Below are 25,619 nucleotides of genomic sequence, written 5' to 3' on the forward strand. Positions count from 1 at the left end.
GATTGTTCCGTCGATACTTTCTAGCTGGTGGTCCATGCCGCCAGCATTGTCAATGCTCCCGCTGCTACCGTCGCTGAAAACACTAGCTGGTAGATGCGACGCTTAGCCCCCGCAGTGCCGCTCATAAAACGCAGGGCTGCCGCTTCATATCGGAAATGAGCGAACTCACCCCGAAGGGTGCTATCTGTCCCCTGTGGCGATTGTGGGCGCTTTGACAGGGCAGGGCGAGGATGGCTGGCGACTTTCTTGATCATCGCTTCACATTTCCCCAGTTTCGCCAATTCAGTGGCCGCTACAGATGCTGTCATGTTGTCACACCTCGTCGCTATGTGTCTTGTTTAGCTGGCGCTCGTACTCGTTTAGCGCCCGGCGAATTTTTGCTAAGGCAGTGGCGCGTTGTCTTAACACGGCATACCTGGTTTCAACTTGCTGGATCAACTCTTGTGCCCAGACAGGCTCTTTCTTGAAGTGCGACATGCTGTAGGCATGACCGCGACCCTTCTTGATATGTGTCGATAGAACCCTTTTCTTTTGTCCGGGAACTTGTTCGACAAATCTGTTGCGATACCACTCTGCAACGAGTGATACGCCTAGAATGCGAACCCGTGTACCGACACGCCCTTGTTCGTCCTCTGACGCTTCTTCACGCGCTGATTTGTGCGCGTTCCAGTACATGTCCGCTTCCTGCTGCGCCTCGACAGCAAGAACCGCTAAGGCGTGATCCAGTTTGCTCCGTACCTCTGCAACAAACTCTCGTCCCTCTGCCTCTAGCAGATCCTCTGTTATCTCGGATCGTTCTTCTTCGAGCTTCGGATCTAGCAGATCTAGCCATCGCTCTGTTGGTAGACTCACCTCAATACCCTCCCAATTCCTATCCAATTCCTATCCACATAACTATCTATCTGGAATTTAAAGCTGATTATTCCAATACTGGAATCTAGTTCTGTCACTAGGCTAACCCATCTTTGGAATTTGTCAAATTTCCCTCTATCTATCTGGAATCTTGATGCTCTTATTCTTTCACAGCCTCTTTAAATATGAATCTATATGTAAAGATTCCAGATATATTGGATATGGCATCAAAGATTCCAAATGCCTCTTTACCACCGTCTCTCGATGCTGGAGGGCAAGCGGTTCTCGATGCGAGGGTAAGGTCTGTTTATCTGAGCCTATCCGTGCAGCGTTCCCATAGGTTCCCTTACTCAACGATCAAAAAGCCACCGAAAAGCAACCTATATGCCCCTTTTGGGCAATTACACAGGCCATCTGTCCCCGCTTTTAGCCTTATTCTCTATCCAACACGCGGCAAGCAATCGAAAAGCAATCTAAAAGCAATCTTTGGAGGATTTCATGAGTCAATTTGTTCTGGGTTTGGATATTGGTTACTCCAACCTGAAAATGGCAATGGGGTATAAAGGTGAGGAAGCTCGCACAGTCGTCATGCCGGTGGGGGCAGGTCCATTGGAACTGATGCCACAACAGTTAACTGGCGGTGCAGGGACCTGCATTCAGGTTGTGATTGATGGAGAGAAATGGGTTGCAGGCGTCGAGCCTGACCGATTGCAAGGATGGGAGCGTGAGCTTCACGGCGACTATCCTTCGACCAATCCATACAAGGCTCTTTTCTACGCTGCACTCCTGATGTCCGAGCAGAAGGAGATCGATGTGCTGGTGACTGGCCTGCCTGTTAGTCAGTACATGGACGTAGAGCGCAGAGAGGCGTTGAAAGCTCGGCTTGAGGGCGAACACCAGATCACGCCAAAACGATCGGTAGCGGTTAAGTCTGTCGTGGTTGTACCTCAACCTGCCGGTGCTTACATGGATGTTGTAAGTTCAACCAAAGATGAAGACCTCCTGGAGATTATCCAGGGAGGAAAAACCGTTGTAATTGACCCTGGGTTCTTTTCTGTAGACTGGGTAGCTCTTGAAGAGGGAGAGGTCCGCTATCACTCATCTGGCACCAGCCTCAAGGCGATGTCGGTGTTGCTACAGGAAACGGACCGGCTAATTCAGGAAGACCACGGCGGTGCCCCTGGCATCGAAAAGATCGAGAAAGCTATTCGTGCCGGTAAGGCCGAAATCTTCCTCTACGGTGAAAAGGTATCGATCAAAGACTACTTCAAGAAAGCCTCAACCAAAGTCGCTCAAAACGCCTTGATCCCTATGCGGAAGTCAATGCGTGAGGACGGGATGGATGCTGACGTAGTTCTGCTGGCTGGCGGCGGTGCCGAGGCTTACCAAGATGCGGCCAAGGAGCTTTTCCCTAAGAGCAGGATCGTACTGCCCAACGAATCCGTGGCATCCAATGCCAGGGGCTTCTGGTTCTGCGGCTGATAGATAGGAGGTCGTTGTGGCTGGTAGCAAATGGGATGGAAAAATATCTAATCTGAACATATCGGAGCAAGCCTTTCCGGAGCTCTATCGTGAACTGTCCCAGATGCAGCATAAGGCGCGTAGTGATCGGCTCCGCGCCCTTGCTCTATTGGGTCTTTATTCTCTTCGATTTTCTGGCAACATTGGGTCTTTTGAGCAACAGAGTTCAGAGAGTCAACCTGCACAGCATCAAAATTCGCCAGTGCAGACTGACGCAAAACTGAACTCTCAACGTGATTCACTTAAAGGAAAACTGATGGGCTCCGTATGACATGAAAGACCACGAGGAGTTCTCTACGCTATCAGCGGCTGAACGTAGAGAGTTAATAATCGCAGAGTTAAAGCGTAAAAGCCGCATTCGCACCCTGTTGCGAGGACTCCCGTTAGATGAAGTTCGGGAGATCATTGACAGAATGAAGGGCGTTCTCAATGAACTGGAGGAAGAGTACAAAAAGCGAGAAGAAGAAGAAAAAGAAAAGCGAGCTCAGGCTGAGCGAATAATGAGCGACATGGAATCCTGCGGTGTGGACATCGGCTTGCTCAACGAAATGTTCACGAGCAGATCAGAACCTGATAATGCTAAATATTCAAAAGACGGAGTTTCGTGGAGTGGGCAAGGACGTCGCCCGGATGCTTTCAAGGGGTTGGGAGCTGTCGAGCTGGAGCGCTACCGTATCCCACAGAAGAAGTAAAAAAATGAGCGCCGCAAAGTTTGGGCGCTCATCTTCTGGTCCGAAATGTCATAGTCTACTCAAGCACACTCTTTCTCCCCACCACCATGCCTTCCTTGTTCTTTGCAGAACGGACATTCAACGCAGGTTCTTTGATTAACAGAGGTGAAGTACGTACACTTGCAGTTGTCGCACACCTCCAGCATTGCGTCCCCACTTCTCAGCTCCGAAGCAAGACACCAGGCATCAGTAATATCAAACGGAGCCCACCGAGCACCTTTCATTCCGGGCACTTCTTTGCGGATTGCGTGATACATTCTAAATGCCTTGTTCAAGGCTTTGATGTTCACAGACCGCAACACGGCTTCTCCACCAATGTTGAAGTAGAGCTGCATTAGAAGAGAGGCCTGTATCTTGGATGTGTGACTATGAATCAGTGTCGCACCACCCCGGAAAGTTCTGGATTTTCGTTCCAGAGTATATCCGTCCCTCTCCAGATCCTGGTAAAGCCGTCTGACCTGTTTGTAGGTCAGGCCAGTCTCGATCATGATGATTTTTGTGATGTACCCAGCAAGGGCCATGTGTCGAGCTGTAACCCAGCGACCCAATGTACCAGAGTTGCCAATGTTCATCTCCACCTCCCACGTCCCTGTAGAGACTGTTGCAGTTTTTTCAATACCGGGTGTGTTAACTCTTCCCGGCTGTCATCGAGAATTTCTTCAATGATGCTCGGAGCAAAACGAAGCGTAAAATGCGTAACCGTTGTTCCAGACATGTGGCGCAACTGGCTGTCTGTTGCCTTAGCCACCAGCTCCGCAAGCTCTCTCGAAACCCCGAAAACTTCCTTTGCCATCTCCGGGTCTCTCGATGCGACGCGGTTAAATAGCAACCAGTAGGCAGCATCAAATTCATCAACACTATGGTTGATAAAAACTACAGGGTCGTAGTCGCCAGAGAGTCGCGTGATGATGTTCTGCTCTGCTGTTTCGAGTTTGAAAGAGATCAACACGCCAGAGGCCAGAGCTTCCAATTGGGAAGGTGTTGCCAGTGACAGCTTTTGAACGGTGTCCATGCCCAAAGAAAATTGTGAGGCCGCATCATCTGGACGTTCTTTTGCCAGAGTGGATAGCAGGTTCCACAATGTCAGATCGAACTCGTAGACGTTTCTATCAGCTTCTTCTTGATCGAGGTTGACGGCTCTTGCATCCCACGCACCAATAATATCCAGTTCCAACATTCCGCCCCCCTCACAAATCACGAAGGTTGCGATAGATAGCCAAGACTCGGCTACCATAGTTTCTGGCTCGGATTTCGTCTTCCCAGGCGTGATAGCGGCCAACGCCAAGCTCCAAGTCATTTGGAGATGACTGAATGGCTTCTGATAGCACCTCTGCCCCAACCATGACGTTGGTCTCTGGGTCGAGAAGATCTGCTGGAGAAGAAACTCTATGACCATTCCACCGGATGCTCACTTGCATAAACCCGACATCAATGGCACGACCGTACTGCTGCTGAAACTCAGCGAGCTTAGCCTTTGCCTGATCTTCCGACTTAGCATAGAAAGGAAGCCCAGGAACGCGAAGCGTCCAAGGCCAAGGACTTATAGAGCCATTACCTCTCCCTGATGCAGATTCGGCCAATGCGACCGAATACACTAGAAGAGGGTCGAGGTTATATGCTTTCGCTGCTTTGTCGAAGATGGTTCCGCTCAGGTCAATAGCATTCGCTGTTGATGAAAGGAGAGCCGCAGACAGAACTAGCGCCTTGGCTTTGTTCTTCATCAGCTTGCCTCCTTATGTCTGAGGGGTATTTCGTGTTCTTCGTCGTACCGCTCCGGCCAAATCTCAGACGGCTTCACACCCAAAGCTGTAGCTATCTCATGTTCCCAGCGTGGACTGGGCTTATAGAGTGCCGTAGACACCACCTGCCGAGATGTTTTGTGTTTTCTGCCCAATGCGGCCAGAGAAAGCCCCTGGATCTTGAGTTTGTACTTGATCCACTCACGTTTCTTCTCTGGGTCGCTTGGGATGTCTATCAATTGGCATTTATCCATTGTTTGCCACCCTTTAAACTGCGTTGTTAGCCATACAAAAAGTGCGTTATTCGATGAACGCTTTTAGAGTTCTTCTATTGTCACAAACTGACACATTTTGCGCCTTTATAAGCCCAAATAATGATGCTGTCAACAATAAAAAACCTTTAAAAACATACACTTAACTTTGTACCGACGGAACAAAGTTACAATACTTTTAGTAATCAATGGGATACGGATATTTTTGCGATAGCAATGGAAAGTGCGCCAAAAGAATGGCGGAAATAGCGCACGGGGAGTGCGGTATTTTGTGATATTAAATAGCGTTTAGGTATAAGTGATTTTAGGGATACAGCGAGGGCTGAAATTGCGAATACAGCAGGAGCTGAGGAGGGCAGGGAAGGCAAAGGCGCATCCCGACCACACAAGGATGATGGTGTTTACAGAAAGAGATATTTGAGAAAGAGAACTCTGCGGTGTTGCAGATGGGGACCAAAGCGTTAGCAATGGCCTATTCCATAGTGTATGCGATTTGTTTGACATGTTCAACTATGTAATGCTTTGTCAATAAACGCCTTGTTCCGTAAGGGCAAACTTTCACATGTGAAAGTTTGAGGGCAAATTCTAATCGAAGAAGTTGCCAATGGAATGGTTGTTTAGCAAAAAATAGTCAAATTTTCACAGTTGCATTTTTTGATGCCGTGGTAAACTGGAGGTAAAGAGTAAGGGGGTTGATATGAAACATGTGGTCAATATTCTTCTGCTGGGAATGGTGCTTCTGGGAATAGCCATGATGGCTGACACACCTTGGGGACTTGGTGTGGCGCTGGCTCCCTTCGGCGTTTGGGGTGCTCGTTTCCTATTTCTGGTTCACAAAAGCCTTTGGGCTGCTGTTATCTTTTGGGGAGGGATCGCTTACTTCCAGTGGCAAGTTGCTTTGGTTGTCGGGGCTCTGTTTGGACTAACGTGCTTTATCCGCGTTGCGCGGTCAGCATATAAAGAGGCACCACCTACCCGGCGCAGAAAAAAACAAACTGGTGGGTTTCAAGATTCCTATGATTTTGACCAGCGCTTCCATATTGGAGCTGGAGACGAATAAGGGGGCCTGCTGGCCCCCTTATTATTTGGTTGGTCTTTTAGAACCTTTGATTTGCTATGTTGTACCCCCTGACGGCAGTCAAATAGCTACCTGAACGGTCTCCAGCTTCCGTCGAGTTCTGCAATACGTTTACCAGCTTGTCCGTAAACTCTTCGTTTTGCTGAGAAAGAACAGGCTGACCTCCTTGCATCATCGGTGAGCCATCCGGGTTACGTTCTGCATACTCCATTTTCAGATTCTGAACAGCCTGGTTCATGCGACCTTCGTTTGTGTCAAACGATTCGGCATAAACAGCGGCTTGGGATTCAGTCAGCCCATAACGGCTTTGAGCGATAGACTGCATCGTTTCTTTGAACTCATCACCGTACTGGTTCATAAACTGCTGCGCGGCTCCACCACCAGCTTCTGCGGCAGAGGATAGCGCTGCTGCATAGAACGCGCCGCGTTCCTCAATGCTCATCCCTTTAGCGGCTTCCGATAGATCAGATTTACCAGTTAACCACTCCTTCGCTGCATCATAGCCGCTTGCAGCAGCTCCCATGACGTTGCGGCCAAGTTTAGCCATACCGACCATCGCATCACCGGCCCAGCCAAACTCCTCTTGCACGGCCTGGTCGCCGCGTTGAGTGGCCGCGATGAATTGGTCGCGTTGTTCAGGTGTCATCGTTCTCATTTGATCCATCGCTCTTGAGAACGCATCAGCGCCAGCTTGACCACCAGCAATGAGAGCTCCACCTGCTTGTTCAGCTCTGCGGCCCATCCAATCACTGGAGTTGTCCCACGCTCCCCACGCCGAAGCGCTCCAAGACATTTCCGGAAGCGAGTTCATAAGGTTATCTTGGGCTTTTTTCAGTTCAGGAGCAGATACATTTCGCTCTGTTTGCTGTGCTTGGTTATGAAGAGCTGACGTACCGGCTGCATGTTCATTTTGAACAAGGGGGCTATTCGTTGGTAACTGCCCAGCTTCTGATGCCGGATTAGTTCCAGCCATCCCAGCCACATTCTCCCGGAATCCGGTTGGGATGTTAGGTCCACTGCCTACAGCCCCTTGAACCTGACCTGGTAGGCCTTGAACATTCGGGCCTTCAATGCCGTTATTTCCGTAAGCATCACCACTAAATGCTCCGTTGCGACCGGACGCGGTATTGATCGCCTGTAGTGCGGCTTGATACCCGCCAAGCTCCTTACCCTGTTCGTAATTTTTGGAGTTGGTCATTGCTGTCATTCGCGCTGCTGCCTGGGCCACTTGAGGAGACATTCCGTAGGCTTGGTATCTTTGCTGTAGTGAAGCCGCCTCGTCTTTAACCGATTGCGGCGCGGCATTTCGGAAATAGTCATTCAGTTGGTTCATGGCCGCAGGGGTTTGTGCTACTGCACCACCGAGAGTTTTAAAGTCGGTATTAGTCATGGAGCCCATTTGGTTTTGGAGCTGACTCATTGTTGTGAAGGTGTCCGATGCAGACACCAGTTCCGAAGCGGACTTGGATAGGTTCTGGGATAAGCTATCGCCCCAGGTTTGCTTGAATGACTCGCTTCCAGAACGGCTGAAACCCTGCGCTAATTGATTTGTCAACGCCTGGCTATCGGTTTGCGAATAGCTCACACCCTTCATGAACTGGGACACATCACTCGCTGACCAGCTTGAAGAGTCTTGAGTTGATGACTCTGTTGCTCCCTTCGCTTGCGCTTTGATGTCCAGGACATCACTGCCGCCGCCTGATTCGCCATTACCACCAGCAGGAACTAGGGCTGTACTGTTTGATTTCACACCAGCAGCGGCCTTCATTGCTGCCCTGGCCTTGCCAACCATAGGCATAAGCATGGACGCAGCTTCGTCAACATCGAGTGTGCCCATAGCCTGCATGGCAAAAGCACCTTTGACAGCATCAGAGTGGCTATCATCCACCTGGAACTTATCCATGAAGTTCTTGGCTTGCTGGTTGATCAATTGGCTTTGAGCTGTGTTTTGCGACGAAACGTTGCGCCCGACATTGGAGAGTCTTGAATAGGCTTGATCCTGACTTACTCCATCAGAAAAACCTCGACCAAGAGTGCTTTGGAAAGCCTCCGATTTCTGACTTTGTAATGCCTGTGCGGAGCTCACGCCTGATGCTAAGGTGGAGCCAAGCGAGAAGGTACTGATCATGCTTTCTGCGCCGTTTGCAATCGCACCACTGAACTGGTTGTGATTGTACGCTGGCTGACTTTGCATAACCGGACCTTGCTTGAGTAGATCTGGCGTTTGCATCTTTTCGTCAACGTGGTCAGAACCACTTATTCTCGATGCCAAGCTGGTGAAGGCGTAGGTGCTACCTGTGACGATAAACAGGGAAATCACCGGAGTGGCCGCAGCCAACATGCCGCCGGTTGCAATCCAGTGTTGCAGAACATCTCCAGTTGAGGAAAGAGCGTACATGGAGTTGAGACCACCAGCACTGAGGCTAGACATCTCATTTGACGCGGCGGTATGAACAAACAGGTTTATAATTGAGAGGACTGGCATCCATAGCTGAATCCAGAGGATGGTTTGTACATATTTCCCGGCTAACTGGAGGCCGAAGCTGCCCATCACGATAATAAAAGCAATGATCGGGGTTATAGCATAAATAAAGCCTTCAAAGAACGTCAGCATTGGTCGGACGACGGTCATGAACATCGACTGCTCTGCGGCCCACTGTGTGTTCCGTTGCTGAATAGCCTGGTTGACCATCAATGCAGAGCCATAATCCTGGAGGTCCTGATAACGTCCTGCTGCGGCTTCATAATAGAGGGGCTCCAGAACGGCGGCTTTCAGATAGTCGATTGATGACGTAGTTGTGGCACCCATCGCTTGAAGCGAATCGGTCAGCTTCGTTAGAGCGTTGTCTCCAGTTGACGTGTCAATACCCAGTAGGCTGTTAAGAGCATCAACAACAACCGGGCTGCTTAGGTTGGCGGTTGCAGTGCTAATAGCCACCCATCCGTCAGTACATGTGTAGTCAGCGCCGTCAGGGTTTGCTGTAGACAAATACAACCTAGTTCCGTAGAGCTGTGAGTTGAATCGCAAAGCTGAGTCAGTTGAACGGTTCATCAACTCATCAAGGGACATTAGGTTGAGATCGACTTTGGTTAACGTGCATTCCCGAATGTAATTGTTCCAGGAACGCCTCACGTCAACATAGCCGCCTCCATTTGCTGAGTTAAGCGCAGTAAAAACTCCTGTGTCATAGGCTCGCCGTCTGACGTCATTCAACAGTTTCAGTGTTTCGGAAAAGTGGCTTTCCGTGACATTGGGTACGATTACCCCATATCCAGTTTCAAACAAATTGGTGATGGTGTATCCCACGTTGGATATGACACCTCCAGCAAAGCCTACCCCAATAGGGACATTGGCGACGACTCGAACCTGCCCTGTATAAGCGTCCTCGATAGTCACAGTTGTGGTTGGGCCGAAGAAACAGGCATATAGAATCCAACCTACCAGCACTTGCTGGAGGTTGATTTGCTTTGCGCCCTGAAAGACGGACTGAATACAGATCATCAAGACCCCAAGAAGCAGGCCAATACTGACCATCTTCTCGAAATCCCCGGTGCCGGTGATCATTGATACTGCAATCAGGATTTGCTCCAGAAAAGCAGAGTCACCGATAGAGTGGATTGAAAAAGATCCCATTCCAATAGCTCCTTAGTTCGTGCTAGGAGGATTGGACAAAGTTGCCAGCATGTATTTTTGCTTGCGGATGTTGTCCAGTAGGTTGTTGTATTTCTCAATTTGGCTTGCCAGATCGCCGTATTGAGAGGACAGGATTGTGTATTCAGCACGGATTTGCTGTTGCGATTGCGCGAGAAGCTCTAGTGCCTCTTTCTTGTAGGGTGATTTGCTGTTAGCCATCGCAATGCGAGCTGCGCGGAAGAACTCTTCCGAGAAGCTATACATCATGGTCAGGGCTATCGCTCCTGATGACTCTGTTGCGAACAGGTTAGCGCCGTCCTGTGAAAGGACAGACAAGTTACGAACAATGGTGCCAATCCCTCCGGGGAGGTTAGAAACAAAGGCCTTTTCTGGGTCGGTTAAGGTTCCAGAGTTCGTTGCGTATTTGTAGATCACACCAGGTGTAGAGCTTGTTCCTAACAGCATATCGGTGATCTGGTTCTTGATACCTTTGAGCACGACAGTTTTATTGCTGGAGCCAGCACTCAGGCAGTTGGTCGTATCAGAATCACAGGAATAGATCTCAACAGAACCGCCTGAAATCAGGTCTGACAAGGTGATCTTGTTACCTGGTAGGGTCGTCAGAGGGGTTGTTTTCGCACCAGTGCCGGTTGAGTTCGGGTCGTTTACCAGATCACCAATGATGACTGTGCCGGTTAAAGACATGATCGCTTCAAGAAGGGTGTTATCCCCGTACTGGAACCAGGTGTTGGCGTTGTTGCTCTTGAGTTGCTTCCAGACGATGTTGCCAATCATCTTGTTGTATTCGTCAGGTTTGTTGGCTTTCAGTTCTTCCAGAGGACTCTTGCCGCTGGTTTCCTGCTTGGACCCGAAGAAGTCTTCATACAGGCCGGAAGTTGTCGCGGTTATAGAAGCATCAGTTTTGTGTTTAAGGTCCATGCCGCTGGTTAGGTCGTTCACGAAACCTTGAGCGAGCTGGCAGGAGTTGCCCAGATGTTGGTTGAGCGCTTGCACTTTCTTCTGGAAGTTCTCTATCCACTTCGCTCCGTCCGGGAAAACGTTATCGAGCGCAAGCTGGAAGGCATAGCCCTTGGCGTTGGCTGCTACAGCCCGAAGGAGTTGGACAATTTGATCCGCGTTAATGAAGGAAAGCGAACCGCCGAACAGATCTACACCACCGCAACCAGCTTTCCATGATGGAGGGGCAAAGCTCACCAGGTTCTCGTCGAAGATTCGTGTCTTTGCAGTGAACCGGCCACCAGCTAAAACGCCACGTCGTTGGCTTTCATAAACCCCAGGTGGTGTTGTGTTGCTCATTTCATTGAAGAGTTTGTCCATCTGTGATTGGAGGCCGTTAGCGGCTATCGCCCCTGTCGGTGCCATGACGAGACTGGCCGCCACACTCAGGGCAAGCAGGCTCCTTTTTAATGTCTTGTGCGTGACCATCTTAGTTCTCCTGTAATTTGTCCCGGATGTACTTCATGAGTTGTTCCGGTGGCACAAAGTTGTCTTTATCGCCGCTCGCTTGAGATAGTTGTTTGAGGTCAGAGCCCAGCTCTGGTGAGGCCAAGCGTTCGGCTATGTTGTTTTCTAGGTTGAGTACCGGACGTGTACGGTTAAACTCTTCGTCTGTGACCCAACCATTGCGTTTTGCTGCGACCAAAATCCTGTGATTCAGCTCAGGAAGAGACATTGGCCCTTGTCCTATAGGAGCGAACTGACCGTCTGGAGATGCGAGGTAAACAGCAGGGAAAGTTACGATACCAAGTTGTTTGGCATGGCCTTCATCGGTTTTGTAATGGGGGAAAAGCCCACTGGGGAGTGGTTTGCCGTCCATAGATACAGGAATGATCGAGAATCCTTCTCCTTGTTCCAACATCTTGATGAGCGGTGCTTGCAAGTCACTGTAGTCATCGTCGGACTTGTAGAAGAAGAATATCCCTACGCGTTCGGCTACGCTTTTGAGTAGCATGTTTTTGGCGTTACCAGCGTCACGATCAACTTGTTGTGAGGCAAACGTGGCAGCAGGACGTCGAGTAATTTCATCCAAGAAAGGATCACCTACGACCGCCAGCTCTGTAGCATCGGAAAATTGTTCAGAGCGATCTATCGCAAATCGTTGCAAGTAGAGAAACGTCCTGACGTTTTCAACGGTAGGATTGTTCCAAGCAAGGTCTTTGTACTTGGGTAAGTTTTCCCGGAACCATTCCGCTGAGAACATTTCTGGGCCGCTCGGAAGCGGAGCAGCAGGCTTAGGCTGTGTAGGCTTCGCTTCTGCCACAGGCTTTGGTTTGGGCTTTTCGGGTTTTTTCTCTGGTTCTTTGGGCTCTTCCTTGTACCAGAACCAACCCTCTTCCTTTCGCTCATAAAAACCAGGTCTTGTGCCATCTTGAGCCCAAGCCTGGTGTGATGCCCCCAGCGTGAGCGCTGCAAGGAGCAGTAAATTCAAAGGTGATTTTTTCATAGTCTCACGCACGTATTTTCCCATGCTCGATATGGTAGAGGTGGGAGGCGTGAAATTAGGCAGGTGTAAGCGCCCATTTAGGGCGCTTAGAGCGTTTTATTTGTCAACTTTCACATGTGAAAGAATTGACCAAACTATTTGGTCGTGTCCTCTTCAACTTCTGTCGCTTCTGCGGCCATCTTCATCTGCTTCTCGACCATGCGTTTTTGGGTGATGTAGCGGATAACCATCTCGACAGCGCTGTTCAACGCAAGGATTCGCATCGCTCTGGTGGATGCAACGTAGAGCAGGTTTATTTCATCGTCACGGGCCATTGGGTCGAGCTCTGGGTCCAGGACATCCGGAAAGTCGTCATAGAGCTGAACAAAGTCCCACTCCAACCCTTTGCACCGATGAGCTGTTGAGACCGTAATGTCAGCCCCAAACTCTTCTTTGACTGTATTGCGTCGTAGAGTGGTGAGTCGTTCAGGGATTTCATCGTAGCTGTTGATGATCTTGACAGCCCTCATCATCTCAGGGTCTTTGGTCGCCTTCGCTACTTCTTGATACTCGAAGTAGTCTTCATACTCATCAAGCAGTTTCTTATTCTTTACCCGGTCTGGCTCTGCCATCGAAAACCAGTACAAATCCTGGAGCTCATTGATCTGGTAAGCGTCGATTCCACCGACCCAGAATACCTGCGCTCCGGATTCGGTCGCAGAGAGCGCCGTCTCTATAACCCCCATGACGGTTCGGTGAAGTATTGCGCGGTGGCCCACGTCACCTGGTAAAAACATGAGTACCTGATCTGCTGGTCCCCGGCCAACAACAGGTCGTGTTTCACCTTTGAGTTCAAGAAGGGCGTTTGCCACCAGCGAAACGTTGGGGCCAAAGCGGAAGCTATGAGTGAGATAGAGTTGGTCGGCGTTCATGAGCTCTTTGCTATCAAGGGCGTTGTTTGCGCCTCTGAACCTATAGATCTGCTGGTGGCGATCTCCAACCAGGATTACCTTGCAGTTCTGCTGTAGGACGATGCTACTTGTTACGGGGTTAGCGTCTTGTGCCTCATCAAAAAGAATGGTGGTGTACCGGCGAGACAGATTCGGCATCCCGAGCTGATACTGTTTGAGGTAGCAATCGTGTACGGTCGGGAACGGATCTTGAACGTTTGTCATCCGTTTCCATATGAGCTCAGCACCTTCGACCACCTGGATTTGGTATCTCTCCTGTTTGGACGTAAGCACTTTACCCGTATCGGCGCGAGCAAAATGCGTATAAAGAATCCGCATGTCTGCACTACACATAAAGGCGTTGAGCGTATCGAGAATATCTTTGGCAAACGTCCAGTTCTTGGTATTCACCGCTTGGGCAATATCGGTGAGCCTTAGGTTGCCGGAGAGTTTGTGCTGGTAGCCCCTTCCTATAGTGGCGTAGGCAAGCTGGTGGGACGTTTTGCAGTCTACGTTTGCAGGAAACTTTTCTCTTGCCTCGTCGCGGATAGCCCTGTTGTATGCCAAGTAGAGGATACGTGAATCGAGGTTGTTGTGGGCGTACTTCACCAGTGTCGTGGTTTTACCCGTTCCAGCGTAGGCCTTAACGACAAGGCGAGGCCCTTTGTACTGAGTGATCAGTGATTGTTCTGGTGTGTCAGGAGGAAGTTGTTTCATGAGGCCCCCTACGACAAACACATCTGGAGAGTGATGCGCTTCTTTTGTGTCGAGAGGAACGTACTGATCCGCTTTTCTTCTCGGGGGAGGGATACTTCACAATCCAGATCTGTCCACCAGTCTGGGGCTTTACCTTGAGCCACCTCCGTAACCCAACTATGGAGACGGTGTAACCAGCGATAGTCGCCAATAGATGAGGTGGCTAGTGTCATAGCCTCCTCAATCTTGGTTTGAAGAGCCGCAGCTCTGTGTCGCCACTCTTCTGAATATTTAGCCTTTCGCGCCATCAGTTTTCCTCTTTCTTTTTCCCTCCCTTACCAGCTTTAGCGAGCTCTTGCTCCAACCCAGAAATTTTGGTCAGTGCATCATTGAGTCTTTGTTCGAGGCTCTTGGCCTGCTGGTCTTTTTCCTGCAACTGACCAGCCATCATGCCTTTGTCTTGAACAAGAGCGCGAGCTTCTGCTTCGGCGCTGGATAATTTGGCGTCCAGCTTTTCTACCTCTCCAGATAGGCGCTGGCACTCTCGTTCAGCGGATTCGCCATGAGCTTTGGCTGTGGCAAGGGAGTCCTGTGATTGGGCCAGTTTGGCCTGTACATTTTCGAGCTGCTCTTTCAACGATGTTTTTTGTTCCTGAGCGGCCCGGAGCTTTTCTGTCTGCTCTATACTCTTGCCTTTTTGCTCCTCCAACTCACCCTCTGTAGTTGCCAATTTTTGGCTCAAAGAGCGATTTTCGCTTTTAGCTTGCTCCAGGTGATCCTGTGCTCGGGTCAGATCTGCGGCTTTCGCCTCCAGCTTGCCCTCCAACTCAACGATCCGCTTTTCCAGCTTATCAATGTCAGCCAGTGAGCGTTCTAGCTCCGCAGACTTGAGGGATAGCGAGTTTTCTGCCTTACCAAGGGCCGCATCGAGCTCTGATTTTTTGTTGGTGAGAGCTTCAAGTTGTTCTTCCAGTAGCTCAGCCCGTTCGGTGGCATCATTTGCCATGTCCACGGCTTGCTGCATATCTTCCTGGTACTCAATTTCTTTCTGTCGTAGCAGTTCACGCTCGCGCTCAAGCTGTTCATCGGCGCTTGCTTTGGCTACCGTATAGATCTTCTGTAGGAAGAGCTCAGCATCGCTCATAACCGATTCTGGAAGGACTACCTCTACCAGCTCTTCATCGAGGGAGTGTTCCTCTGACCACTGTTTGAGATACGTTGAAATGGTGGTAAAGCTCCCCTTGCCAATGATGTCTCTGATAGCGATGACCGTTGGGCGTTTACCGGCGTCCTTGAGCTTTTGGGCCGCAGCCGCTACATCGTCAAACTCAACCAATTTTCTTGCCATGAGAACGTTCCTTTTAATTTGTAATGTTTACGATAATTACGATAATACGGTAATTATCATAATTATATATCATGCTGCTGTCGATTGGAATTGTTTGTGTGGGACAAAGCCCTTCCGGCTGCGGAAAAGCCTTGTTACGCGGTCACGCTGATTCATCCAGGGAAGGATTCGATAGTGACTCCACCGAAGGTGCCAAGGATTTCCGATGCCGCTTTATCAGATCGAGTTTTGCGTTGTTCTGAGGCGTCAAAGTTACGAAGCAATTTGAGCTGAACATCCTTATCCTGGAGCACGATCAGGGGCATTGGCGCGGTAACGGTTTTGAGTACCCCTGCGGCCATGACGTTTGCCACCGGTTGAACCTTTACTTCCCTTCGCTCCCGGAGATAAGGCTCCGGGGTGCTGGCGATCTTCTGGATAAGCTGCTCCAGGGGAAGTTGATAGTCTGGCCCAGATCGCTCCAGCTCCTCTCTGATGCGTTGCAAAAGCTCCTCTTTTACGGGCTTCTTCAAGGAGTCCTTCCGTTGCCAGGTGAAGCGGATAGAGTCGATGTCGCCATTGGTATAGCACCGAATTTGTCTGTAAAGGTGGAGAGTCATGACACCAGGGCAGTCCGCTCGAAGTGCTTCAAACCTCTCTTGCCTGGTGGGGTACGTCGAGATAATGAACTCCTCGATACCAGCTTTGGCCGCGTTGATGCGTTCAACCGTCGCCGCAATTTCGTCAGCTACACCAATCCTGGAAGGGGAGAACCAGAGTACCCCCACGGTGCGCCTGGCAGACTTCTGCGAATAGTCTGGGTTGATGTGAAGATCTCTGTAGCTGTGCGCTGCCAGCTCAAGAGCTTCGCGCCCAGTTTGTTCAGTTACGACAATCTTGTTGACGGGCTCGTTCTCCATTCCTTTTCCGGTAGGAGGGATGGCCGCAACTTTTGCGTACCGTGGCGGTAGTCGTTTGATAAGAGAGGACAGGTTCGTTAAGTCGCGGCACATGGCCGAGAATTGTTCTGATATGAAGTTTTTAGCCATGCTGCCGCCTATGTGTGGGTTTGTTCTAACAGTTCATTGGTTACATAGTAGACAGATTTAGACCATCATGCAATGAGGGGGAGGGGCAAGAATACGCCTCCGCTTCGCGTCGGCGGGTGCCCTGTTTGACCTTCGTGTGTGAGATTAGATTGAGAAAGAGAGAGAAAAAGAGAGAAAGAAGAAAAGCGCGGGGCAAGCCAGAAATGTGGCTGAGGGGGACTGCTGGGGTGGGGCTGGCACCCTCTATACCCCACTTTGCATGATGGTCTAACTTTGTGGTTATAGGACGACTTTTAGGGTGCCTAGATTTGCTCGATTAGGACAAATTTCGGTCCATCCACGCTGATTGGCGTAGCAGCGCGATGGCATCAGAAGGGGTAACTTTCCATGCGTTGGAAAGCTGGCGAACTGCGAAGACTGCGAGCTCCATTCGGTCGTCATCATTGATGAAATTCTGGAGCTGGTTTCCTCGCTCACTAAGGATGATCGCAACACCGGCCTTGCCGTTGTTGTAAACCGCAAAGCTCTTATTCTTCGCGTCGCCGTGATAGGAACCCTCAGCCTTGCTACGCAAACCAAAGAGAACGCTGCAAAACGCCGTCAGTTCGCCGCGAGTGAGCTGCACCGTGATCTTGCTTTTCCAGTCTGGGCTGGACCCCGATGCCCTGATCGGCGCAATCTCGATGCTGACCGTAGGATATTCACCTCTGGTTAGCGTGTGTTGCACATTCAGGCCGGTGCGTTTCGCGGGGTCCTTCTGCCAGTCTGAGAAAAATTTGAGGCTTTCGCCGTAGGATTGTTCTGTCATTCCAAATTACCTTTGCTTTGAAGCTCCTGGAGCTGGACCACGAGGTCACGTTGGACTTTGGCTATCTCTGTCACCAAGTCGGCGGTGGCAATAGCGTCGGTCGCTGCTGAATGGGCTCGACCTTTCCAGCTCACACCTGCCTCGCAGGTGGCATCCGCAAGTGAGATTGTGCCGTGCCGGTTGGTTGAGCCAAAGGCATCAGCCGCCAGCTTCATCGCGCACAGACAGTTCTGCTCTTGCCACCAAGAGAGTTGGTCTCCAAATGCACTGGCTGTTTGCCTCAACATCCTACTGTCGAAACTGGAGTTAAATATCACCAGATGACGGCCCGACAAAAGCCGGGCGAGAGCTGGCGCAACTTGAGTCCACGTAGGCTCATTCGACAGCTCAGTCTCGGTGATGCCATGAACACCCATTGCCTGAGGGTCTATTTCCACGGTTGGCCGTAATCTGGTGCAGAGGAGAACCGCGCCTCTGATGTCAGTAACAGCCAGCTCGATCACCTGGTCTCTTTCACCAAGTCCGGTCGTCTCGGTATCGAGAACCAGAGGTTCCAGAGCGACCCACCTTTGTGCCATGACAGAGGCCTTTGCCAGGTTGCTACGCATTCTTGCCTTGACCGAAAGGATGGATTGCGCCCTTATTTGCTTTTGTGATGCCGGTGAACAACCCCTTCTCCGCATTGGTTGGCAATCTGCTATCCGGTACACTCCAAATTGGCCACCATACCCGTTTTTGTAGAACGAAACTGGCTCTACTCCTGGCTTAGGCTTCATCCGAAATTCGTCCCTGAGCCGTCCTTTTGAAAAGCACCTATCGGCTTTCATGGCTTCGGCTCTGGCAAGTTCGAGTTCTTCATCATTCATGCTGTTAATCCGCTATATCGAGGCGTTGGCTCGCTCTCTTCAAACGCTCATCGCCGCGTCTGTCATATTTCTGGGTAGTTGCAATGCTTGAGTGGCCCATTGCGTCCTTCACGGTCACAATATCCTCACCGTTATCCAGCATCGAGGAGGCAAAGGTGCGTCGCAGGTCATGGGGCGCAAACATCTCCAGACCGGCTTCAACTCTTCTGGTCTCCAAGATGTGGTAGATGGCCTGATCCGACATCCGCTCTCCAGTCACATCATCAAACCGCCTGATCCTCGGGAATAAAGGCCCTTCATGCGTTCCTCGAACCTCTTCAACCCACTTATCCAGTCTTTTCCATGCGCCACCAGGCACATACGCCATTCTCTCTTTGTTGCCCTTGCCAAGAACCTTGAGAGCGCGGTCCTTGTAGATCATGCTTCCCATGTCCAGCGCAACGATTTCCGAGCGGCGCAAGCCACACCCGAGGAGCACCCCGAGAATGGCCGCATCCCGAAGCCCTTTGGCGCTTGAATCACTTTCACATGTGAAAAAGAGGCTGCGAATCTCATGGCGTTCAAGTGCCCGCCCTTTAGGAAGTCGAGATCCACGTACTGAACGGACTTGCTTAATGTGCTGGAAGCTATCCGTATCAATTTGCTTCATCGTCCAGGCTTCAAGAGCCACCCCTTTGAGCGCTGACAGGTAGGTGTTGATCGTTGCCGGAGCCTTCCCTGCATCCCCCAGCATTTCCAGCACCGCCAATATGTGGTGCCGCCTCATTGAGCTCCATGCACAGTCACGAAGGTTCTGAAACCCGATCATCTTGGCGACAATGTTGAGGAATGAGCTCATGGTCTGCCTGCTTCGCTTTGACCCGAGGCTCACCAGATAGGCGACGGCGGGGTTGTCCTGGATGTTCCGGAGCGAGCTCGATGACGGCAACAGTTCACCGCGAATGCTTTGTTCTGCCGGAACATTTACTTTCGCATGTGAAACTAGCTCTTCCTTGTCATTGTTTGTGTCGTGCAAAGTCACCTCCTAAGCCCGACCGCAACGAGAAGAAAATCCCATATTTTGAGGTGAAGAGGTAGTTCCTCCTCCATATGTTGCGTTTCGTAGCTTTGCATCAGTGGTTCAAACTTGGTTGGATTGCACAGCAATTCGTAAACTGTTCGGTTGGGCTTGGTGATCGGCTTATTCGGAGTGAATCCATGTTTGTTCTGGAGGTACAGCGCTACCGCGCCACTTCTGGATTCTCCGTAATAGCAATGAACGAAGATCTGATCGATACCGCTACCAACCAATCCATCCAGGAAGGTGGACAGCTTTTCAGCCTGGGATGAGTCAATGTAAGAGGCGTAATTCATCCGGAACGCTGCCTTCATCGTGTGGATGGTGTTCTCAGAATAGCCGCCGTCATAGAAGCTATCGCGGTACAACTGCCCCCACTGTCCGAGAGCGGCAGGGGACTTGTCTGGGTCAGTTATGGAGATCATGGCCGCACCGGGAACCGGCTCCAGTCTTTCGGCCTCCGCTTGACTAATGAAAAAGACTTTTTTGCTAAGCATGCCCCATCATCCCCTTACAAGGATGTGTTGCGAGTAGCTCATGCGCCTGACTTTGCCCCTCTTGAGTATCTACAGGAGCGGTCGTATACACACCTCCATGCCGCAAGTCCACAATACTGGTCCGACAGCAAGAACCTACGTTCTGAACTTTATTGTCCGAATCCAAACCAGCAAAAGTATGGCACGGTCCAGGGAATGGTTTCCTGCAAATAGAGCAGCGCTCAAAGTTCTTATCGAGGATTCTCTTTAAAACTTTCTCAAATTTGTTTTTGTTTAACATCGAGTTCTCCACACAAAGTTACTGGCCGAGCATCCCAGCCAAGGTGGTCTGCTGGCCTTCGCTACAAGGTGCAAATCCGGCAAAAGCACCGGCATTAACCTTGAGCTCATCAAAGCGTCCATCGGTGTCCCGGTAGTACACCTTACGTTTTCCAATTCCACCTTCGAGGTTTGCGGCCAACCAGGCGATCACTGCATCAGCATCGTTCGTAACTGATGCTCCCTGATCCAGATCGATAAGTACCAGGTGGGTGTCCGTCTGGAGTGCCACTTCAAAGGTCGCTCTTACATCAAAAATCACTGGTCGCGCTCCTTGTAAAAAGTGGGCATTCAGCACCACCTATCCTATTCCAAAAACTCTACTTTTTCAAAGGTACATTTTAATAAGTAGAACAACAGCAAGAAGAACTTAAATTTATTTACCGTAATTATCATAATTACGGTAATACGGTAATTTTACAGATTTAGATGGAATGGTATAAGATGTCTCGCTGGAACATACTTGCTGAAAAAACGCTTAACAACGATAGTGAAAACATCATGTACAGGTGCGAGAGATAATATGTATAAGAGCCTTGAAGATCTGATGGCGGGTATTTACGAGATGGCAGCGCCAGATGGCATCATCTGTAACGAGGTTTCCAAATTCCTTGCGGCCAACCAGGTCAAGCCGGAAGACATAAGCTCTGGGATCTGGTTTTTCCTGTGGCTGAAATCAGCTCCCAAGGATGCGAAGCCAATCCAAAAAGAAATCCCCGGATTTGGAGTTGTTCTCAACATGCCGACTTATGGCGGAACGCTCAACGAAGCAATCACAGGGTTGATCGAGAACGAGTGCCGTCAAATAGAGCTCGCTGAGGGACATCCGAGCCTTGAGGCTTGGGTTGAATCAGTATTAGCCGGTCGAGATGACGGAGAGGAAAATGAAGCTGCGGCCAATATCGTGGATCTGCTTAACATAGCTTCTGGAGGTTTGCCCGGCCTTCACCAACCAGTTGTTCATGTAGTTGATGGTGTAGCTTTGGCTCAGGCCATCGGTCGTGATCGAGGTCCTGTTGCCGGTGGCGTCATAGCCATAGCCCAAAACGCCATAGATCCCCTCAGCAGAGGTGATGCGGCCAACCGCGTCATAACCGAGTGACTGATTGACTGATGAGCTGAGATTGTCGTCTATGGCTGAAATCAACGAGTCTGGCGTGTACCGATAGACCAGCGAATGCACCCTAGCAGCGTCGATGCCGGTGACACGGTAATCGAGATCCAGAGTGCGGCTTTCTGAAATGCCGTTCCCTCTGACCATACTGGTGACGGGGCCAAAGGGCGCTCGCTCAATCTGGCTTGCCAGGTTTGTTGTGGTGCCTGCTTGTGTCGTTGTCACCTCGATGACGTCACCGGCTGAGTCACGGGTGTAGGAGACCTCACGGCCACTGGGATACGTGATCTTCGTGACGAGGCCTGCACCATCGTATTGGTACTGGGTAGTCAGGCTCTGCCCGTGGGTTTCCCAGGTTTCGTAAGCCAGCCATCCTTCGGGGGTGTAGCCAAATCTCCGGACACCGTTGCCATCATCGACTGAGGTCAAGCGGCCTATGCCGTATGGTGAGGTTGCTTCGTCGTACCCGTACAGAATTGGCGATTCGCCAGCGACATCGCTGGAGGTTTCGATGATCCGGTTCAGCGCGTCATAGCTGTAGCTTGTGGTTTGCCCCTTGGCCGTTTTGCGCGTTGCCACGTTACCGGCTTCGTCATAGGTAATGTCGGTGGTGCCGGTGTCCGGGCTCCGGACCTGGGTCACTTCGCCAAAGCCGTTGTAGCTGTAGTAGGTCAGGCGCGAACGAGGGTCGGAGACACGGTAAACATCGCCGGTATCCTTGTAGAGCACCTGCGTGACCTTCCCGAGGGGATCGGTCGTTTGTGTCCGGTGATGGAAGCCGTCGTACTTGTAGGAGTGTGTGTTACCAGAGGGACTGGTCTCCTGTATCAGGTTTGCCACCACATCGTAGGAAAACGATGACTGATTGCTATAGGCGTCGGAGACACTGGAGAGCCAGCCGATTTCGTTGAAGATCCGGCGCTCTATCCAACGGGTCTGGCCCAGCGCATCGAGCAGTCGCTCTTCTACTGGGTTCCCGAGGTCATTGAGCTCAAGCTCGCGCCGGTTGCCCTGTGCATCTGTTTCCGCCACCAGCCGATGTGCAGCGTCGTACTCATAGCTGACGGTTGCACCATTTGGCTTGGTCAGCGAACTCAGGAGGCCCACAGCATCATAGTTGTAGACCGTGGTTCCTTCTGGCCCAGTGGAGCTGACAAGTCTTCCTCTGGCGTCATAGGTGAGGGTTTGGGTTACACCATTGACACCCTGAATGGTCCCGGCGCGACCGTTCGCGTCGTAGTCACCAAACTGCGTCACCTGCCCCAGCGCGTTCGTTGTCCGGATCAGGTTGCCCTGGTCATCGTAGTCAAATGTCGTAACATCGCTGACGTCGGTGCGCGGACCATCAACCGAGGCCAACAGGCTCGGCTTTCCTGTACCAACAGGGGCATAGGTGTAGGTCCATGTCCGGGAAGCGCCCGAGCTGCGATCAGTGACCTTGCGGCTTATCACCCGGAGATGAGTGTCGTAGGTGAGCTCAGTGATCCTGGTTGGTTCTGTGATTTTTGCCGGGAGCGACTTGGAAGGAAGCCAGTCGGTCGTAACCTTACCCCCGTCCTGGTCTATCTGGGTGGTTTCCAATCCCCGGTCGTTATGGGTGAACGTGCGCTTCTGCCCAGCGCGGTCAGTAATGCTGGAGACGAGGCCTTTGCTGTCGTAGACGTAGGTTTCCTTGCCGCCCACAAAGCCGGTACACGGCGCACCCTCAACCACATCAGGCTTGAGCATCCCATTGTGGCGACTGTAGGTGTATCGCTGAACGTGGCCGAGGGCATTGGTGACAGAGACGCTTCCGTCAGCGTTGTAGCTTACCTGAGTTTTCTCTGCGCCCCCGGCGTGTTCGCTTAGAACCGCTCTCCCCTGAGTATCATATCCCCATGTGGCGAAACGGTTGCCGTTCTCGTCCACCAGCCCAGAGAGCAAACCCGGTGCATTCGGGTCATCGTAGAGATAGCTGCGGCTCGTATTGTCCTGGTAGATCACTTCCGCCAGCTTGCCAGCGCTGTTGTACTGGTACTGAATACTGCCACCAGCAGGATCGGTGACACTGACCATGCGGCCATCTTGATACTGGAACTGGATGGTGCGGCCAAAGCCGTCAGTGATCGAGGATAGCTCTCCGTTCAGATAGCTCAGGGTGATGTGATTGCCGTTGGGCTTCTCGATGCCGGTCAGTCGTCCGGTTTCATCATAGGCCTCGACTACCCCGTCAGATTGAGTGTAGCGCCAGCCGGTAGCATCCTTCGTCAAGGTATCATCGGTTTTCCATGTTGGCACCCAGACAGAGGACGAGTTGTAGAACGCGAGTTGTTGCCCTTCTGGCCGGTGCAGGACAACCATGTTCTCACCGTACTTCGAGGCGTTGACCTCGACGCTCCGCGAGTAGGTATGCCGCCAGCCGCCGAGCTCTTCATCAGGAAGGTGGCTATTGTAGTATCTGGTGAATGTGAAAGGGTCGGAGCCTCCGCTTTGATAATCCAGTTCAGCCTGGAACTTGTTGCCGGTGCCAAGATGGATAGGGTTCCCTACACACATGGTCGTTGTTGGTAAGCCGAGATCCCTGTCCAGGAACGGTGTTTTATCCATCTCACCCGGCAGAACATAGGTTGAGCGCCAGTAGACCGTAGCTGGGTCGCCAGTGCAGGTAGTGGGGTCATAATCGCCAGTAGCACCTAGATACTTAAAACAGATCCTGGAGACATAACGGCCATCACCATAACTGGCAACCGGATAAAGCGCATCCCCAACTGGCGTTCCCTTCCCTTGCTCCTCACCAGAGCGATAATTCTTCATGAAGGAATGCGCGTCTATGATGGTGTTGAAGCGCATTTTGTCTACTTCGGTGCTCACGGCTACAACCCGCCATTGTGCAAAAGCAACGCATGGCAAAGTTGCGAGCACCACAACGGCCAATGACCGCAGGTTTCGCATCAGTAAAAGGGAAGGTCTCGATCTCATTTACAGCTCCAGTTTTTATGCTGGAGCTATTTTCAGGTGGGAGAGTCGTTATCAACGACTGCGTTATTGCCCTTTTAGGGTATGAATACGTGATTTGGAGAGGTTGTGTATTCAGAACAAATGAGAAGCAGGTTACTCATTTCGCTCAAACACTGTGACAAGAACACGTTTTTGGTTGTCGTCGTTGATCACCATCAGGTACTTGAACTTGGAATCTCTATGGCCCCAGACTTCCACGTTATCTACGCGGCCATACTTTCTGGCTTTATGGCGAGCCACTTTCTCGTCAAAGGGCTGAACCTGTAACTCTGGATGCTGGAGGCGGCCAACAAGTGAGGCCCACGGTTTTTTAGGGTCTCCAGAGGTTATCCGGGCCTGATACTGATCGATGGCATGTTGAGTAACCAGGACGGGGCCAATGGCAGGTGTAGATATTTCGTCATGGGTCTGGGTATAGGCTTGCTTGTCCACATCGAGGAGCTCAATGTTGCCCTCTCCCGGCTCATCCATAAACTCCATGCTCTGCGAGACTTCAATAGTAGCGCCCTTTAAACGCCCAGTGAGGCAAGCCGCAAACTTGAAAGCAAAAGCCTTGGTGGATTTGCCCAGCGCCAGCTTCTTGATTGCACCTTTGGATACCACCAGCTTGTAACCAGCACCAGCACCTGGCTCTCTGCAAAAAACCTGTTTGTCCAGCGCCAGATAGCGAATGGCTACGAGCTCAGCCAAAAGATCCGCTTCTTCGTGGTCAAAATCAATATGGACATCAAGGATGCCTTTCCGTTTTGTACCAACGCGCCAGAATACAAGGGCTGAATTATTTGAAGTTTTCTTCGAGACGGTAGTCAATGTCATCATGGTCTATTTCTCCATTGTCGGGATAATGGTCGGCATCGCCGCCAGCCCCCCTATTCGTTTGGGTTCATTTAGATGCTATCACGGGTTTTAAAAATGCAACCCCTAGTGTCACTCTATTTATGGTCCCATGTATTTTTATAAGCTCGGGCTAGGCGTTTCTCGATCACTTCTGACAAACTGCAACCATCGACTTCTGACAACCGCTTCAAAATCCTGTGGGCTTTATCGCTTATAGTTATGCTTTTACCAACACCATATCCCCTTCTGCGACGTTGCCTAATTGATGTCCCGAGTTTATTGATTTGCTCTGCTGTCAGGTATTTATTAATCCATTCAGTGAGTTCTGATGGTGATCGCCCTATGCTGTTCAGGCTGTCCACGGCTTCAAGTTTCTTATCGAATGGGACGTCACGCCAGAAAGCTGGGCGCGAAGCAGCTCTGAGGAGATAGATCGCCGTAGCCTGAGCATCTTCATTGGATACTTTCAAAAAATCACCTTTTCCGTTACATGTCACACTTACCTTATCGTGACATGTAACACCTCAAACTGCAAGTATAAAAAAAGGCCAGCTATTGCTGGCCTTTACGTTCATTGTCGCAGTTACTCTTTAGGCGTTGTGATGCTTTTTTTCCTTCTGTTTCTCATGGTAGAGATACAGACTGCCGCCAGTGACGACAGTGAAAAAAATGAGCAACCCCAACATGCCTAATGTGAAAGCGTCCATTTGACCCCCTTAGGAATTGCTGACCTTGGTTAAGATTATACCATAGATCCACAGGATAACCCCAATGACCAACACCAAACCGGCTTCTTTGACGGTTATAGTGTCCCCAGATACAGCCAATCCTAC

25 protein-coding genes are annotated in these 25,619 nt (G+C 50.8%); 4 read left to right on the forward strand and 21 right to left on the reverse strand.

What is annotated here, in order from left to right; all coding sequences use genetic code 11:
• Positions 1-20: 20 nt before the first annotated feature.
• Together PSF11_RS16345 and mobI are read right to left on the reverse strand one after the other, a co-directional pair.
• Entirely contained in the window at positions 21-308 is a 288-nt protein-coding gene (locus PSF11_RS16345; RefSeq protein WP_000127321.1) for a hypothetical protein, read from the reverse strand.
• 4 nt (positions 309-312) lie between these two features.
• Complete coding sequence (gene mobI / locus PSF11_RS16350) at positions 313-852, reverse strand: conjugative transfer protein MobI(A/C) (protein ID WP_001447712.1); 540 nt, start codon at positions 850-852, stop codon at positions 313-315.
• 221 nt (positions 853-1,073) lie between these two features.
• Here mobI and PSF11_RS16355 point away from each other — a divergent pair, with 221 nt between their 5' ends.
• Both PSF11_RS16355 and PSF11_RS16360 read left to right on the forward strand, forming a co-directional pair.
• A complete protein-coding gene (locus PSF11_RS16355) occupies positions 1,074-1,415 on the forward strand; it encodes a hypothetical protein (RefSeq protein WP_131728116.1) in 342 nt (113 codons plus the stop codon).
• Positions 1,351-2,334, forward strand: coding sequence for a ParM/StbA family protein (locus PSF11_RS16360; protein WP_000077457.1), 984 nt, complete (start codon positions 1,351-1,353; stop codon positions 2,332-2,334). The genes PSF11_RS16355 and PSF11_RS16360 overlap by 65 nt, the downstream gene beginning before the upstream one ends.
• A 47-nt stretch (positions 2,335-2,381) precedes the next feature.
• On the opposite strand, the gene PSF11_RS21380 is transcribed toward PSF11_RS16360, so the two are convergent.
• Positions 2,382-2,591: a hypothetical protein gene (locus tag PSF11_RS21380; protein ID WP_024126942.1), complete on the reverse strand. Its 210-nt coding sequence runs from the start codon at positions 2,589-2,591 to the stop codon at positions 2,382-2,384.
• A gap of 54 nt (positions 2,592-2,645) precedes the next feature.
• Between PSF11_RS21380 and PSF11_RS16370 the strand changes: the two genes are divergently transcribed.
• Entirely contained in the window at positions 2,646-3,065 is a 420-nt protein-coding gene (locus tag PSF11_RS16370; RefSeq protein WP_000651490.1) for an H-NS family histone-like protein, read from the forward strand.
• 59 nt (positions 3,066-3,124) lie between these two features.
• Here the strand turns inward: PSF11_RS16370 and PSF11_RS16375 are convergent, their stop codons facing one another.
• The 4 genes from PSF11_RS16375 to PSF11_RS16390 are packed head-to-tail and all read right to left on the reverse strand — an operon-like array spanning position 3,125 to position 5,097.
• Positions 3,125-3,676 carry a FlhC family transcriptional regulator gene (locus PSF11_RS16375; RefSeq protein ID WP_001020646.1) on the reverse strand — a complete coding sequence of 184 codons (552 nt, stop codon included), beginning with the start codon at positions 3,674-3,676 and terminating at the stop codon, positions 3,125-3,127.
• Positions 3,673-4,281: a hypothetical protein gene (locus PSF11_RS16380; RefSeq protein WP_000891157.1), complete on the reverse strand. Its 609-nt coding sequence runs from the start codon at positions 4,279-4,281 to the stop codon at positions 3,673-3,675. Before PSF11_RS16380 ends, PSF11_RS16375 begins: the two co-directional genes overlap by 4 nt.
• 10 nt (positions 4,282-4,291) lie before the next feature.
• The gene (locus PSF11_RS16385) at positions 4,292-4,825 is read right to left on the reverse strand and encodes a transglycosylase SLT domain-containing protein (RefSeq protein ID WP_000790610.1); all 534 of its coding nucleotides are present in this window, start codon (positions 4,823-4,825) and stop codon (positions 4,292-4,294) included.
• The gene (locus tag PSF11_RS16390; RefSeq protein ID WP_000356489.1) at positions 4,825-5,097 is read right to left on the reverse strand and encodes a helix-turn-helix domain-containing protein; all 273 of its coding nucleotides are present in this window, start codon (positions 5,095-5,097) and stop codon (positions 4,825-4,827) included. Before PSF11_RS16390 ends, PSF11_RS16385 begins: the two co-directional genes overlap by 1 nt.
• 715 nt (positions 5,098-5,812) lie before the next feature.
• Between PSF11_RS16390 and PSF11_RS16395 the strand changes: the two genes are divergently transcribed.
• Positions 5,813-6,175 carry a hypothetical protein gene (locus tag PSF11_RS16395; protein ID WP_000683483.1) on the forward strand — a complete coding sequence of 121 codons (363 nt, stop codon included), beginning with the start codon at positions 5,813-5,815 and terminating at the stop codon, positions 6,173-6,175.
• Positions 6,176-6,212: 37 nt separating this feature from the next.
• Here PSF11_RS16395 and PSF11_RS16400 read toward each other — a convergent pair whose 3' ends face one another.
• From PSF11_RS16400 to PSF11_RS16470, 14 genes are all read right to left on the reverse strand, one after another.
• Positions 6,213-9,827 (reverse strand): conjugal transfer protein TraG N-terminal domain-containing protein, encoded by a 3,615-nt coding sequence (locus PSF11_RS16400; RefSeq protein ID WP_000534551.1) that lies wholly within the window; start codon positions 9,825-9,827, stop codon positions 6,213-6,215.
• A 12-nt stretch (positions 9,828-9,839) separates the two neighbouring features.
• Positions 9,840-11,273 carry a conjugal transfer protein TraH gene (locus PSF11_RS16405; RefSeq protein WP_000256129.1) on the reverse strand — a complete coding sequence of 478 codons (1,434 nt, stop codon included), beginning with the start codon at positions 11,271-11,273 and terminating at the stop codon, positions 9,840-9,842.
• Position 11,274: 1 nt separating this feature from the next.
• Complete coding sequence (traF, locus tag PSF11_RS16410) at positions 11,275-12,291, reverse strand: conjugal transfer protein TraF (protein WP_000749520.1); 1,017 nt, start codon at positions 12,289-12,291, stop codon at positions 11,275-11,277.
• A 134-nt stretch (positions 12,292-12,425) separates the two neighbouring features.
• Positions 12,426-13,937, reverse strand: a complete 1,512-nt coding sequence (locus PSF11_RS16415; protein WP_000811656.1) for a UvrD-helicase domain-containing protein — start codon at positions 13,935-13,937, stop codon at positions 12,426-12,428.
• Between the two features lie 286 nt (positions 13,938-14,223).
• On the reverse strand, positions 14,224-15,264 hold the full coding sequence (locus PSF11_RS16420; RefSeq protein ID WP_000101568.1) for a DNA-binding protein: 1,041 nt from the start codon (positions 15,262-15,264) through the stop codon (positions 14,224-14,226).
• A 152-nt stretch (positions 15,265-15,416) separates the two neighbouring features.
• Entirely contained in the window at positions 15,417-16,292 is an 876-nt protein-coding gene (locus tag PSF11_RS16425; protein WP_001097010.1) for a DNA replication terminus site-binding protein, read from the reverse strand.
• Positions 16,293-16,608: 316 nt separating this feature from the next.
• Positions 16,609-17,100 (reverse strand): hypothetical protein, encoded by a 492-nt coding sequence (locus PSF11_RS16430; protein WP_000139717.1) that lies wholly within the window; start codon positions 17,098-17,100, stop codon positions 16,609-16,611.
• A complete protein-coding gene (locus PSF11_RS16435) occupies positions 17,097-17,966 on the reverse strand; it encodes a 3'-5' exonuclease (RefSeq protein ID WP_000997323.1) in 870 nt (289 codons plus the stop codon). The genes PSF11_RS16430 and PSF11_RS16435 overlap by 4 nt, the downstream gene beginning before the upstream one ends.
• A gap of 4 nt (positions 17,967-17,970) precedes the next feature.
• Positions 17,971-18,981, reverse strand: a complete 1,011-nt coding sequence (locus PSF11_RS16440; RefSeq protein ID WP_000543934.1) for a tyrosine-type recombinase/integrase — start codon at positions 18,979-18,981, stop codon at positions 17,971-17,973.
• A 2-nt stretch (positions 18,982-18,983) separates the two neighbouring features.
• The gene (locus PSF11_RS16445; RefSeq protein ID WP_000949433.1) at positions 18,984-19,520 is read right to left on the reverse strand and encodes a hypothetical protein; all 537 of its coding nucleotides are present in this window, start codon (positions 19,518-19,520) and stop codon (positions 18,984-18,986) included.
• 298 nt (positions 19,521-19,818) lie between these two features.
• Positions 19,819-20,100 (reverse strand): hypothetical protein, encoded by a 282-nt coding sequence (locus tag PSF11_RS16450; RefSeq protein WP_000575657.1) that lies wholly within the window; start codon positions 20,098-20,100, stop codon positions 19,819-19,821.
• Between the two features lie 594 nt (positions 20,101-20,694).
• Positions 20,695-23,802 (reverse strand): DUF6531 domain-containing protein, encoded by a 3,108-nt coding sequence (locus PSF11_RS16460; RefSeq protein ID WP_425267656.1) that lies wholly within the window; start codon positions 23,800-23,802, stop codon positions 20,695-20,697.
• Between the two features lie 240 nt (positions 23,803-24,042).
• Complete coding sequence (locus tag PSF11_RS16465) at positions 24,043-24,768, reverse strand: hypothetical protein (RefSeq protein ID WP_000988731.1); 726 nt, start codon at positions 24,766-24,768, stop codon at positions 24,043-24,045.
• 113 nt (positions 24,769-24,881) lie between these two features.
• Positions 24,882-25,256: a hypothetical protein gene (locus PSF11_RS16470; protein WP_000868820.1), complete on the reverse strand. Its 375-nt coding sequence runs from the start codon at positions 25,254-25,256 to the stop codon at positions 24,882-24,884.
• Between the last annotated feature and the right edge of the window lie 363 nt (positions 25,257-25,619).

The organism is Providencia sp. PROV119 (assembly GCF_028482435.1).
GTDB lineage: Bacteria > Pseudomonadota > Gammaproteobacteria > Enterobacterales > Enterobacteriaceae > Providencia > Providencia stuartii.